Source organism: Inquilinus sp. 2KB_23, from assembly GCF_052115705.1.
Classification (GTDB): Bacteria; Pseudomonadota; Alphaproteobacteria; order DSM-16000; family Inquilinaceae; genus Inquilinus; species Inquilinus ginsengisoli_A.
This window is the reverse complement of sequence record NZ_JBFRHF010000019.1, coordinates 53,916-66,693: the sequence shown is the minus strand read 5'-3', so window position 1 is coordinate 66,693 and position 12,778 is coordinate 53,916. Positions and strand designations below refer to the sequence as shown.

The 12,778-nt window shown below is 70.4% G+C and carries 12 protein-coding genes; 6 read left to right on the top strand and 6 right to left on the bottom strand.

Annotated elements, in window-relative coordinates:
- Positions 1 to 8: 8 nt before the first annotated feature.
- The 4 genes from AB4112_RS23140 to AB4112_RS23125 are packed head-to-tail and all read left to right on the top strand — an operon-like array spanning position 9 to position 4,313.
- A complete protein-coding gene (locus tag AB4112_RS23140) occupies positions 9 to 1,520 on the top strand; it encodes an ABC transporter ATP-binding protein (protein ID WP_309794008.1) in 1,512 nt (503 codons plus the stop codon).
- Positions 1,517 to 2,557 carry an ABC transporter permease gene (locus tag AB4112_RS23135; RefSeq protein WP_309794009.1) on the top strand — a complete coding sequence of 347 codons (1,041 nt, stop codon included), beginning with the start codon at positions 1,517 to 1,519 and terminating at the stop codon, positions 2,555 to 2,557. The genes AB4112_RS23140 and AB4112_RS23135 overlap by 4 nt, the downstream gene beginning before the upstream one ends.
- A gap of 5 nt (positions 2,558 to 2,562) precedes the next feature.
- Positions 2,563 to 3,471: an ABC transporter permease gene (locus tag AB4112_RS23130; protein ID WP_441723276.1), complete on the top strand. Its 909-nt coding sequence runs from the start codon at positions 2,563 to 2,565 to the stop codon at positions 3,469 to 3,471.
- A 23-nt stretch (positions 3,472 to 3,494) separates the two neighbouring features.
- Positions 3,495 to 4,313, top strand: coding sequence for a purine-nucleoside phosphorylase (locus AB4112_RS23125; RefSeq protein ID WP_441723274.1), 819 nt, complete (start codon positions 3,495 to 3,497; stop codon positions 4,311 to 4,313).
- A gap of 142 nt (positions 4,314 to 4,455) precedes the next feature.
- On the opposite strand, the gene AB4112_RS23120 is transcribed toward AB4112_RS23125, so the two are convergent.
- Positions 4,456 to 6,258 carry an IlvD/Edd family dehydratase gene (locus AB4112_RS23120; protein ID WP_441723272.1) on the bottom strand — a complete coding sequence of 601 codons (1,803 nt, stop codon included), beginning with the start codon at positions 6,256 to 6,258 and terminating at the stop codon, positions 4,456 to 4,458.
- Positions 6,259 to 6,436: 178 nt separating this feature from the next.
- On the opposite strand from AB4112_RS23120, the gene AB4112_RS23115 reads away from it, so the two are divergent.
- Complete coding sequence (locus tag AB4112_RS23115; protein WP_441723270.1) at positions 6,437 to 7,051, top strand: DUF1287 domain-containing protein; 615 nt, start codon at positions 6,437 to 6,439, stop codon at positions 7,049 to 7,051.
- A 12-nt stretch (positions 7,052 to 7,063) separates the two neighbouring features.
- Here the strand turns inward: AB4112_RS23115 and AB4112_RS23110 are convergent, their stop codons facing one another.
- From AB4112_RS23110 to AB4112_RS23095, 4 genes are all read right to left on the bottom strand, one after another.
- The gene (locus AB4112_RS23110; protein ID WP_309794014.1) at positions 7,064 to 7,870 is read right to left on the bottom strand and encodes a hypothetical protein; all 807 of its coding nucleotides are present in this window, start codon (positions 7,868 to 7,870) and stop codon (positions 7,064 to 7,066) included.
- Positions 7,871 to 7,938: 68 nt separating this feature from the next.
- Positions 7,939 to 8,469, bottom strand: coding sequence for a hypothetical protein (locus AB4112_RS23105; RefSeq protein ID WP_309794015.1), 531 nt, complete (start codon positions 8,467 to 8,469; stop codon positions 7,939 to 7,941).
- Between the two features lie 55 nt (positions 8,470 to 8,524).
- Positions 8,525 to 9,382 (bottom strand): MBL fold metallo-hydrolase, encoded by an 858-nt coding sequence (locus tag AB4112_RS23100; RefSeq protein ID WP_309794016.1) that lies wholly within the window; start codon positions 9,380 to 9,382, stop codon positions 8,525 to 8,527.
- A 50-nt stretch (positions 9,383 to 9,432) separates the two neighbouring features.
- A complete protein-coding gene (locus AB4112_RS23095; RefSeq protein WP_309794017.1) occupies positions 9,433 to 10,335 on the bottom strand; it encodes an alpha/beta hydrolase in 903 nt (300 codons plus the stop codon).
- A 126-nt stretch (positions 10,336 to 10,461) separates the two neighbouring features.
- On the opposite strand from AB4112_RS23095, the gene AB4112_RS23090 reads away from it, so the two are divergent.
- Complete coding sequence (locus AB4112_RS23090) at positions 10,462 to 11,073, top strand: TetR/AcrR family transcriptional regulator (protein WP_309794018.1); 612 nt, start codon at positions 10,462 to 10,464, stop codon at positions 11,071 to 11,073.
- A 43-nt stretch (positions 11,074 to 11,116) separates the two neighbouring features.
- Here AB4112_RS23090 and AB4112_RS23085 read toward each other — a convergent pair whose 3' ends face one another.
- Positions 11,117 to 12,772: an OPT/YSL family transporter gene (locus tag AB4112_RS23085; protein WP_309794019.1), complete on the bottom strand. Its 1,656-nt coding sequence runs from the start codon at positions 12,770 to 12,772 to the stop codon at positions 11,117 to 11,119.
- Between the last annotated feature and the right edge of the window lie 6 nt (positions 12,773 to 12,778).

Here is a 12,778-nt window from a genome sequence, read left to right as displayed (position 1 = left end):
GGCCCGGCATGGCGTTCCTGGAGATGCGCGGGATCGTGAAGCGCTATCCCGGCGTGCTGGCCAACGACCGGGTCGACCTGTCGGCCGAACGCGGCGAGATCCACGCCGTGATGGGCGAGAACGGGGCCGGCAAGTCGACCCTGATGGGCATCCTCTACGGGCTGGTCCAGCCGGATGAGGGCGGGATCGCGATCGATGGCGCGGTGCGCCGGTTCCGCTCGCCGATCGACGCCATCGCCGCCGGCCTCGGCATGGTGCACCAGGCCTTCAAGCTGTTCGACAGCCTGACGGTGTGGGAGAACGTGGTCTATCGCGACGAGCCGCGGCGCGGTCCGTTCATCGACCGCGCCGCGGCCCGCAGGCGGGTGGCGGAGCTGGCGCGGCGCTACGACCTGCCGGTCGACCCCGACGCCCGGGTCGGCGACCTGCCGGTCGGGGTCAAGCAGCGGATCGAGATCCTCAAGGCGCTCTATCGCGACGCCCGCATCCTGATCCTGGACGAGCCGACTGCCGTGCTGACCCCGCGCGAACGCGACGGCCTGTTCGTGGTGATGCGCAGCCTGGCGGCGGACGGGCGCACCATCCTGTTCGTGACTCACAAGATCCATGAGGTGATGGCGGTGACCGACCGCATCACCGTGCTGCGCGACGGCCGCGTCGCCGCGCGCCTGGTGACGGCCGAGACCGATGCGCAGGCGATCATCCGGGCGATGACCGGGCGCAACGTCTCGCTCAAGGTCGACCGGACGCCTGCGGTTCCAGGTCGGCCGCTGCTGCAGGTCGATGGTTTGACCCTGGATGCGCCGGGCCGGCCGGCGGTCGACGGCGTGTCCTTCGCCGTGCGGGCGGGGGAGATCGTCGGCATCGCCGGGGTCGCCGGCAACGGCCAGACCGAGCTGGTCGAGATCGTGGCCGGGCTGCGCGCCGCCGATGCCGGCACGGTGCGGGTCGACGGCCGCGACGTCACCACAGCGGGCGTCGCCGGCCGCCGGGTCGCCGGCATCGCCTATGTGCCGGAAGACCGGGCCCACACCGGCACCGCGCTGCGCGCCAGCGCCACCGACACCCTGTCGATGGGCTTCCACCGCCGGGCGCCGCTGTCGCGCCATGGCGTGCTGGACCGCGGGGCGATGCGCCGGCGGGCGCGCGACCTGATCGCCCGATTCGGCGTGAAGATTCCGGGCGAGGCCACGGCGGTCGGCACCCTGTCCGGCGGCAACCTGCAGAAGGTGGTGGTGGCGCGCGAGCTGGACCATGAGGCGGCGGTGCTGATCGCCGAGCAGCCGACCCGCGGCGTCGATGTCGGCGCCATCGAGTTCATCCATGGCCAGCTGGTGGCGGAGCGCGACAAGGGCCGGGCGGTGCTGCTGGTCTCGGCCGAACTGACCGAGATCCTCGCCCTCTCCGATCGGGTGCTGGTGATGTATGAGGGCCGGGTGATCGCCGAGGTGCCGGGCGCCGAAGCCACCGAAACCAGCCTTGGCCTGCTGATGGCCGGGGTGGTGGAGGAAGCGGCATGACCGCGGCGGTCGGCCTCCTGCGCACCACCGCGACCTCGCCCGTGCTCTGGGCGATCCTCGGCGGGTTCCTGATCGGTGCGCTGATCACCCTGGCCGCCGGGCACGACCCGGTGTCGGTCTACTGGGAGATCCTGCAGGGCGCGGTGGCCGGGCCGAACCTGGCGGAATCGATCGCCCGGGCGGTGCCGCTGGTCGGCATGGCGCTGGTCGCGGCGATTCCGCTGCGTGGCGGCATGGTCAATCTCGGCGGCGACGGGCAGCTGCTGCTGGGCGGGCTGGTCGCGGCGCTGGTGGCGCTGTACCTGCCGGCGCCTGGCCTGGTCCGGCTGACGGTGGCGATCCTGGCGGCGATGGCCGTGTCTGGCGCCTATGCCGCGCTGGCCGCCTGGGGCGAGGTCCGGTTCGGCGTGCCGCTGCTGATCTCGACCCTGCTGCTCAGCTACCCCGCCAAGGGCGTCACCTCCTACCTCGCCCGCTTCCCGCTGCGCGACCCGTCGACCGGCATGCCCGAGACCTTCCGCATCGACGAGGCGGCGCGGCTGCCGGTGCTGGTGCCGGGCACGCCGATCACCTGGGGCCTCGTGCTGCTGGTGCTGGTGATCGCCGCCGTGGTGTTCACCGACCGCCGCGGCACCGCCGGCTACGAGTTGCGGCTGCGCGGCCTGAACTCCCGCTTCGCCGCCTATGGCGGGGTCGACCTCGGCCGCCAGACCGTGCGGGTGCTGTTCGCCAGCGGCGCCGTCGCCGGGCTGGTCGGCGCCATCCTGGTGCTGGGCGACCAGTTCCGCTTCACCGACGGGGCGCTGTTGTCGCCGGCCTACACCTGGTCCGGCCTGATGGCGGCGCTGCTGGCGATGGGCGAGCCGGTCGGCGCCATCTGCGCCGGGCTGTTCTTCGCCGCGCTGCAGACCGGCGGCTTCGCCATGGAGCGGGCGACCGAAGTGCCGCGGGTGCTGACGCTGGTGCTGCAGGCGGTGATCATCCTGCTGCTCGCCATGCGCCACGGTTTGCGCCGCCAGCCCTCCGGCGGTCGGTGACGGCGATGGACTGGCTGTCGATCTTCAACGCCGTGCTGTTCGCCCAGACCATCCAGGCGGTGACGCCGATCCTGCTGGCCGGCCTGGCCGGGGTGCTGTGCGACCGCGCCGGCGTGTTCAACATCGCGCTGGAAGGCCAGATGCTGATCGGCGCCTTCGCGGCCATCGCCGGGACGTACTACACCGGCAGCGTCGCCGGCGGCGTGATCGTGGCGCTGGCCGGCACCACGGCCTTCGCCGCCATCCTGGCCTTCGGCGCCACCTGGTTCCGTGGCGACCCGATCGTGATCGGCATCGGCCTCAACCTGCTGGCCTCGGGGCTGACCGCCTTTCTGCTGCGCATCCTGTTCGGCGTCTCCGGCACATTCACCGACCCGACCGTGCAGGACCTGCCGCGAATCGTGCTGCCGCGGATCGCGGCGGTGCCCTGGTTCAACCGTGTCTTCGGCGGCCACAGCGTGGTCACCTGGGCGGCCTGGCTGCTGGTGATCCTGGTCGCGGTGTTCCTGTTCCGCACCGTCTGGGGCCTGCGGCTGCGCGGCGTCGGCGAACGGCCGGATGCGTCGGAGACGCTGGGCGTCGGCGTTGCCCGCTACCGCATCGCCGCGGTGTTGGCGGGCGGCGCCCTGTGCGGCCTGGCCGGGGCGCAGCTGTCGCTCGGCAGCGTCACCCTGTTCGCCGAGGACATGAGCGCCGGACGCGGCTGGATAGCCGTGGTGGCGGTGATGCTCGGCCGCGGCCATCCCGTCGGCGTGGCCCTGGCCTGCCTGCTGTTCGGCTTTGCCGACGCGGCTGGCCTCAGGCTGCAGGGCAAGGGGCTGCCGAACCAGCTCACCGATATGGCACCCTATGTCATCACCCTGATCGCGCTGGTGGTCGCCCGCGGGCGGCGCCGGCGCGGCGCGATGGTTTGAGCTTTGGCCGAGGAGGTCGCCCCATGACCGACGATCCCTACACACTGGCGCAGCACGCGGCCGAGGTGCTGCGGCTGAAGCTCGGCGACACCGATCATCACGCCGCCATCGTGCTCGGCTCCGGCTGGGGCCCGGCGGTGGACAAGATCGGCGAGACCGTGGCCGAGGTGCCGTTCACCGAGATTCCGGGCTTCCCGGCCACCACCGTGCTCGGCCACAAGGGCGTGTTCCGCAGCGTCCAGGCCGGCGATCGCCGCATCCTCGTCATGGCCGGCCGCGTGCATCTCTACGAAGGCCACCCCCCGGCCAAGGTGGTGCATGGCGTGCGCAGCATGGTGCTGGCGGGGGCGAAGATCGTGGTCCTGACCAATGCCTGCGGGGGCCTGCGCCCGGGCATGAAGCCGGGCGAGCCAGTGCTGATCCGCGACCACATCAACTTCACCGGCGTCTCGCCGCTGTTCGGGCCGAACCCGGACGCGCTGGGGCCGCGCTTCGTCGACCTCACCGGCTGCTACGCGCCGCGGCTGCGCCAGGCGGCGCAGGCGCTGGACCCGGCGTTGACCGAGGGCGTCTATGTCGGCTTCCCCGGCCCGATGTTCGAGACGCCGGCGGAAATCGAGATGGTCGGCCGTTGGGGCGGCGACATGGTCGGCATGTCGACGGTGTTGGAGGCGATTGCCGCCCGCCATCTCGGCGCCGAGGTGCTGGGGCTGTCGCTGGTCACCAACCTCGCCGCCGGGCTGCCGGGCGCCGATCTCGACCACCACCACATCCTCGAGGTCGCCCGCGGCACCGCCGAACGGATGGGCGGGCTGTTCCACGACCTGATGCGGGCGATCTGAGAGACCATCCGCACCAGGTCGACTTGGAGCCATAGCGGAACCAAAAGCTGTCATGCCCGGGCTTGACCCGGGCATCCAGAAGCTCTCGAGACCCTCTGGATTGCCGGGGCAAGCCCGGCAATGACAGTGAGGGGGTTTGCGCCTAGTGGTTGTTGCGCGGCACGCCCTTGGTCTGGGCGACGCGCTGGTACTTCAGCGCCGGCTTGAGCGCCATGCCGCCGGCCAACTGGTCGGTCATGCCGCGCTGGATCTCCTGCCACGGGGTCTGGCTGGCCGGGTACTTGTAGCCGCCCTGGGCCTCCAGCTCGGCGCGCCGGCGGGCCCATTCCTCGTCGGAGACCAGGACGTTCACGCTGCGCTGGCGCAGGTCGACCCGCACCTTGTCCCCGGTCCTCAGCAGGGCCAGGCCGCCGCCGGCCGCCGCCTCGGGCGAGGCGTTCAGGATCGAGGGCGACCCCGAGGTGCCGGACTGGCGGCCGTCGCCGATGCAGGGCAAGGCGTGGATGCCCTGCTGGATCAGGCGCGCCGGCGGCTGCATGTTCACCACTTCGGCGGCGCCGGGATAGCCGATCGGCCCGGTGCCGCGGATCACCAGGATCGAGAACGCGTCGATCTCCAGCGCCGGATCCTCGATCCGGTGGTGGTAATCCTCGGGCCCGTCGAACACCACGGCCTTGCCGACGAAGGCCTCCGGGTCCTGCGGGTTCGCCAGGTAGCGGTCGCGGAACTCCGGCGAGATCACGCTGGTCTTCATGATCGCGCTGTCGAACAGGTTGCCCTTGAGGTTCAGGAAGCCGGAATGGGCCTTCAGCGGCCGGTCGACCGGGCGGATGACCTCGGGGTTCAGATTCTCCACGTCGCGGCAGTTGTCGCCGATGGCGCGGCCATTGACCGTGACCGCGCCCGGATGCGGCAGCAGGCCGGCCTTCAAGAGCTCGGCCACCACGGCCGGCACGCCGCCCGCCTGGTGGAAGTCCTCGCCGAGATACTCGCCGGCCGGCTGCAGGTTGACCAGCAGCGGGATGTCGAGGCCGACCTTCTCCCAATCATCGTTGTCGAGCGGCACGCCGAGATGGCCGGCGATGGCGTTCAGATGGATCGGCGCGTTGGTCGACCCGCCGATGGCGGAGTTGATGACGATCGCGTTCTCGAACGCCTCGCGGGTCATGATGTCGGACGGTTTGATGTCCTGCTCGACCATCTCGACGATGCGCTGGCCGGTGACATAGGCGATCTGGCCGCGCTCGCGATAGGGCGCGGGGATGGCGGCCGAGCCGGGCAACTGCATGCCCAATGCCTCGGCCAGCGAGTTCATGGTCGAGGCCGTGCCCATGGTGTTGCAGTAGCCGACCGACGGGGCCGAGGCGGCGACGATGTCCATGAACTCGTCATAGCCGATCTCGCCGGTGGCCAGCCGCTCGCGCGACCGCCAGACGATGGTGCCGGACCCGACCCGCTCGCCCTTGTGCCAGCCGTTCAGCATCGGGCCGACCGACAGGGCGATGGCCGGGATGTTGACGGTGGCGGCCGCCATCAGCAGCGCCGGGGTGGTCTTGTCGCAGCCGACGGTCAGCACGACGCCGTCGAGCGGATAGCCGTACAGCACCTCGACCAGCGACAGATAGGTCAGGTTGCGGTCGAGCGTGGCCGAGGGCCGCTTGCCGGTCTCCTGGATCGGGTGGCAGGGGAACTCGAACGGCACCCCCCCGGCGGCGCGGATGCCGGCGCTGACCCGCTTCGCCAGCTCGATATGATGCCGGTTGCAGGGCGACAGGTCCGACCCGGTCTGGGCAATGCCGATCATCGGCTTGCCGGACTGGAGCTCCTCGCGCGTGATCCCGAAGTTCAGGTAGCGCTCGATATACAGGGCGGTCATCCCCGGATCGTCGGGGTTGTCGAACCACTGCTGCGACCGCAGCGTCCTGGATCGGTCTTGGCCGGCCATCGTGTTTTTTCCTCCACGCACCGCTCGTTGTCGGTGCTGACAGCGACATAATTGTACGACGATATAGTATGGCACCAGCTTGGGGGCCAGATACAGATGGATTTGTCGGATCCCGGTCGCCCTGATCCCGCCATCTCCGGATGCTGTGCTACGGCCGGTCCGCAGCGGGGAGGGTGGCATGATCGGTCGGCGTCGGCTCGTGTTGGGCGTGGCCCTGGCCGGCGCGTTGGGCCCAGCCTTCCGCATCGCCCGGGCCGAGGCCCCGGCGGACTGGCCGGCGCGGCTGGTGGCGGCGGCGCAGGCCCAGATCGGGGTCACCGTGACCTACGACCCGGCCTATGTCCGGCTGGCCTATCCCGACGGTGACGTGCCGCGCGACCGCGGCGTCTGCACCGATGTGGTCATCCGCGCCTATCGCGACGCCTTCGGCCTCGACCTGCAGCGCCTGGTGCATGAGGACATGCGGGCGAACTTCTCTCGCTATCCCCAAAGCTGGGGCCTGAAGCGGCCGGACCCCAACATCGACCATCGCCGGGTGCCGAACCTGCAGGCCTTCTTCCGCTGTTTCGGCCAGGCGCTGCCGCCGGACACCGCCCTGGCGGAGCTGGCCGAAGGCGACCTGGTGACCCAGATGCTGCCGGGCAACCTGCCGCACATCGCCGTCGTCACCGGCCTCCGCGGCGCCAGCGGCGCGCCGCTGGCGGTGCACAACATCGGTGGCGGCGCCCGGCTGGAGGACCGGCTGCCGGACTTCCCGATCACCGGCCGGTACCGCTTCCCGCCGCGCGGCTGAGCCCCAGCCGCGTCAGCCCTTGCCCAGCGCCCGGCGGATCGCGATCTCGACCGGCGCATAGGCCCCGTCCTCCCGCTCCAGCCGATAGGGCTTGGCCAGCCCCAGCGACGGCTGGGCCAGGAAGCGGGGCTGCGTGCCGCGATGCATCTGCGCCGCATGGATGATGAAGGGATGGCACAGATAGACGGTCCCGGCCTCGCCTGTCGCCGCCACCTCCGGCCGCCCGGCGCCCATGCGATCGAGATTGAGGTGCGACAGGCCGACCTCGCCCGCCGGTTCCAGATGCCGGGCCAGGTCGAGATGCGACCCCGCCCGGATCCGGGTCGGGGCATCCCGCGGCCCGATGTTGGAGAACAGGAACAGCATCACCAGGGCCCGGCCGCGCGAGGAGACGTTGACCCGCCAGGACGAATAGTCCCCGCGCGCCTGGGCCTGCGGGTCGCTGTCCGGGCCGGCAAAGCTGACATCGACATGCCAGCCGGCGTCGCCGGGGTCCTTCGGATGCGGGAACCGCACGGGGAAGGTGCCGAGGTCCTGCCGCGGGATCCAGCGTCCCCGGCCGACCAGCCGGTCGATGGCCGCATGCAGGACGGCGGTGTTCGCCGCCGCCCGGAACGGCTCCTGCCCATAGAAGCCCAGCCGGACCACCGGCAGGGTCCAGGTCGTTGGGTCATCGCGATCGCAGGGGATGTCTCGCCACAGGATGGCGCGGCCTTCATCGGCCAGCGCCCTAGGAAAGGCCCGGTCGATGCGGACGAACCCGTCCTGGATGAACTGCTCCACCTGCGCGTCGCTCAGCACGCCATCGGATTGCGTCATGGCCTAACCCGAATCTTCGAGCTTGGCTCTCCTGCCCACGCAAGTGTCGCCGTTCCCGCGCTTGGGGGCTATGGCTTGGCGGCGGGGGCCGGCGGCACCGGCAGGATGACCTCCGAGGCGATCTTCCAGTCCTTCCCGGCCTTCAGCCAGTTGATCACGATCAGGAACGGCTTGGGCGTCCCGTCCTGCCCGGCATAGGACACGGTGATGGTCACCGGCGCATAGGATTCCGCCACCTTGCGCGTCAGCCCGACCACCTTGAGCTTCGAGAGGTCGGGGTCGAGCACAACGGGCCCTGACGCCGCGATGTCGTGCAGCTTCTGGTCGATCGCCTCGTTGCCCCAGAACCCGGCCCAGTTGCCTTCGGACGGGATGGCGCTCTTCGCGACCAGCAGGACCGAGGGGGACTGCCAGTACAGCCCTTGCAGGGTGTCGAGATCGTGCCGGTTCGCCGAGGCCACCAGCTTGCCGAACTGCGACTTGATGGAGTTCAGGGTCGCGGTGTCGAGCGGGTCCTTGTAGGCGGCCGAAGCGGCGGTGGAGGCGCCGGCCGACAGGGCCACCAGGGCCAGGGCGGCCGCGAGGACTGTCTTACGCATGGTCAGACTCCATTGTGTGTTCGGGAGGATGCCGATGTCGCCGAAGGGAGCGGCCCTAGGCCTGCTTCTTGGCGATGTTGGCCGCACCCCACAGCGAGCCGGGATTGACGCGATCGGGATGGATCTCGAGCATGGCGTCGTAGAGCTGGCGCGCGGTCGTCGTCGCCGCATTCAGCCGGTTGAAATCGGCGATGTACTGCCGCGTCTCGCCGATGATGCGGGGGTCGTCGTCGTTCTCCGGGATCTTGTGCCCGGCGATCACCGCCTTCGGCTTCAGAGCCTCCAGCCGGTCGAGCGTGGCGATCCATTCCAGCCGGCTCTGCGCGTCGGTCTCGCCGAGATAGGGGTGGATCCCGTTATAGACCGCGTCTCCCCCGACCAGCAGCCCGATCGACGGGACGTGCAGGCAGGTGGACTGCGCCGTGTCGGTCCGCCCGGCATTCACCGCGACCAGCCTGCGTCCTTCCAGCTCCAGCCCGCCGTCCTCGAGCGGTTCGGCGACCAGCAGGCGGTCGGGGATCTCGCCGGGGAACAGCCGGCGCCAGAAATTCTCGATCGATGCCGGCGACAGATGCTCGTGCATCGCCTTGACCACCTCGGGCGTCGCGACCGCCCTGGCCTTCGGGAACCGCTCCAGCAGCGGGGCGAGGCCGAAGAAATGGTCGCCATGTCCGTGGGTGATGTAGATTGCGGTGAGGGTCTTACCGCTGGCGACCACCCAATCCACCAGGGTCTGCGACTGCTCGATGGTGAGGAAGGTGTCCACCAGGACGGCGTCGCGCTCGCCATGGATGAGGGTCGAAGAATTCGCCACCCATCTCAGCTCTTCCCGGCCGGGCGGCAGGTCGCGGCTGAGGCCGGGGCGCCGGATCGTCAATACGTCCCAATGCAGGCCGGTGTCGGTCGTGGTCATCGTCGGGTCCATGGCTGGTGGTGAGGCATCCGGTGCGGGCCGGGGTTGGCTCATGCCGGGTCGAGCAGATGCTCGCGGAACCATCCCGTCGCGGCGGCTTCTGCCTGCGGGAACTGGGCGAGATAGGGATCGAAATGCCCGCCCGGCAGCAGGGTGAGCCGCTTGGGCTGAAGCGCGCGCTCATAGGCGGCCAGCGCCAGGTCGGCGACGGTCAGCCTGTCGTCGCGGGCGACCACCAGCAGCAGCGGCGTCGGCGACACGCGGGCAATCCAGCGGCCGGGCTCATACATCCGTGCCGCCCGGGTCGAGCGCAGGGTGATCTCGTTCTCCCACAGGCCGGCAGGGAGGGGCTGCTGGTAGAACTCGACGGCATCCCGGGAGCGATAGGCGGCGGGAACCGCAGGATCGGCGCTGACCACCGCCTGCCGGCGCGGCGGCTCTCCCCGCAGCTGGGCCCTCTCATCCTCGTCGAAGGCCTGCTCCAGCGCGGGCGCGGCATCCGGCGAAACCCGGCGCAGCCCCTGCTCGTGGCCGCTGATGGTCGGAACCTGCGCCACAATGCAGCGCAGGCGGCGGTCGGTGGCGCCGAGCACGATGGCGTGGCCGCCGGCATAGCTCGACCCCCACAGGCCGAGGCGCGCCGGGTCGACCTCCGGCCGGGCCTCCAGCCAGGAGATCGCGCGCCGCCAATCCGCGATCTGCCGCCACGGATCGATGTCCCCGCGGAGGTCGCCGCCGCTGGTCCCGAAGTTGCGATGGTCGTGGACCAGCACGACGAACCCGGCCGCGGCAAACGCCCGGGCCATGCGCTCGAGGCCGTGTTCCTTGGTCCCGGCGAAGCCGTGGGCCATGGTGATGGCCGGGCAGGCCCCGGCCGTGTCCGGCAGGAACAGCCAGGCGCCCAGTTCGACGCCGCCTTCCGCCGGAATCCTGACATCGGTCTTCGAAACCAAACGGCCTCCTGGACAATAATCCGCTGTCGCCGGACCGCGACGTAGTGCGTGTGCTTGACAGCGGTTTCCGGTGCGTCGATAAATACCATATGACCGGTCGTCTTGAATTAGTCAATGAGGTTTGACGTGGACTCTCGCCCGGCCCGACGGGGCCCGAAGCCGAAGCCCGACACCCGGGCCAACCTGGTGCAGGCGGGCCTGCGGATGATCCATGCCGAGGGATACGCGGCGACCGGGATCCAGGGCATCGTCGAAGGGGCCGATGTGCCCAAGGGCTCCTTCTACAACCACTTCCCGAGCAAGGAAGCGTTCGGGGCAGCGGTGATCGATGCCTATTCCGCTCGCGGCCAGGACAAGCTGCGCGCCTTCCTGTGCGATCCCGACGTCGCGCCCCGCGCCCGGCTGGAAGCCTATTTCGACGACCGGATCGAGGCGTTCCGGGCGTCCGGCTTTGTCCGCGGCTGCCTGATGGGGAATTTCAGCGCCGAAGCGGCGGACCACAGCCCCCTCATCCGCGAGCGGCTGGCCGAGCATTTCGGGGCCTGGAGCCGGCTGTTCGAGGCCTGCATCGCCGAGGCGCAGGGGCAGGGGACGATCGGCGGCCAGTTCCCCGCGGCGCTGCTGGCCAGGTTCGTCATGAACAGCTGGGAAGGCGCGCTGCTGCGGATGCGCGTCGAGAAGAGCGACGGCCCGCTGATCGAGTTCAAGCAACTGGTCTTTGGCAGGCTTCTCGACTGAGGAGGGACGGGCGACGGATCTCCGTTGCCCGTCCACTCGACCCTCAGCGCCGGCCGAACAGGTTCCTGGTAACGGAATCGAAGAAGCTGAACAGCGCGTCGCCGGCGATGATCCCGGCGGCGACCACCTCCATCTCGCTGCGCCCCGCTTCGCCGCGCCAGCGGGTCCACAAGGCCCGGATCAGGATGCCGGCCAGCACCGCCCAGCCGGCGAGCGGCGCCGCCAGCAGCAGGCCGGTGGCGAACAGGATGCCCATCTGCCGCTTCGATCCGCCGAGGAACTGGATCAGCGCGCCGGGGATGGCCCACAGGGCGAGCGACCGGGCCACGTCGGGCGACACGCCGGCGCCGATGGTGGCGGCATAGACCCGGTCGACCGGCGGCAGCATGTCCTGGGCGAAGAAGGTCTCCCAGGAGAAGAACACCACCACGATCGCCACCAGGAAGGCGACCATCGCCGCCAGCAGCTGCTGCTGCCGGCCGTCGCGCTCGAACTCCGGGTCGGCGCCGTGGCCGCGCAGGATGTAGCCGGCCTTGAGGTCGTAGCCCATGTCGGCGAAGGCCGGGCCGGTGGCGGCGGAGAAGGCGACGAGCGCCGCCAGCGCCGTCGGTGGGAAGCCGACCAGCATGCCGATCACCAGGGTGATCAGCGCCACGGCGAAGGCCGGGAACCAGCCGGAATGCATCGCCGCCAGCCCGACGATCAGCTCATGCACGAAGGCAGCGAAGGCGGCGTAGAGGATGAAGGCGACCAGCATGCCCCAGGACAGCTCGGCCCACACCCCGCCGGCGATGGCGATCACCACCGCCAGGGCGATGTAGGCGACCGTGCCGAAGCCGAGCGCCCGCCGCAGCGAGGCATCCGACTGGGTGCGTGACGCGCTGTCGGTATCCTTGCGCAGGATGGTCTGCACCACCTGCAGCAGCGCCACCAGCCCCGCGCCGATCATCACGCCATGCGGGATATAGGCCTTGGCCAGGTCGCCGCCCGGGATGATGCCGGCAAAGGTGTCGCCGCCGAAGATCTGGGTGGAATAGCCGCGCAGCAGCAGGCCGACGCCGAACATCGCCAGCGCCCAGATGTTGCCGATGAAGGCGATGCCGAAGGCCGACATCGGGATCTTGAAGAAGGAGCCGATGGCGCCGATGGCGACGCCGAGGCCGAGCAGCACCGCCTTGCGGCCGCCCTGGTCGCCGGCCTTGATCGCCTCGGCCGCGGCCACGCCGGGCGGCCAGGCGCCGCTGGCCGGGAAAATCTTGCTGTCGAACATCCGGTACAGCATGTAGGCGTCCAGCAGCATGGCCAGGGCGATGCCGCCGAACATCGGCAGCACCAGATCCGGCCGGCCCAGCGCATAGGGGATGCCGATCGGCAGCAGCAGGCTGTTGGCGGCGCCGAAGGTGCTGGCCGAGATCGCGCTCTGCGCCAGGTTCTGGACATGGATCGAGCGGTAGCGGGCGAACAGGCCCAGCGGCACGCGCGCCAGCACCATGGCCGCCAGGGCGCCGATCAGCGAGGTGTTGGCCGAGACGCCGAGGCTGACCAGGATCTGCATGCCGATGATGGCGCCGAAGACGCAGAGCAGGATGATCAGCGCCAGCGTCGCCGGTTCGAACACGCTGGGATGCCGGCGCGGGCCGGCGGGTCGCGCGCCAGGGGAAGGGGCCGCGGCCGGATCCGCGGTCAGATCGTGCTGCATGAAACC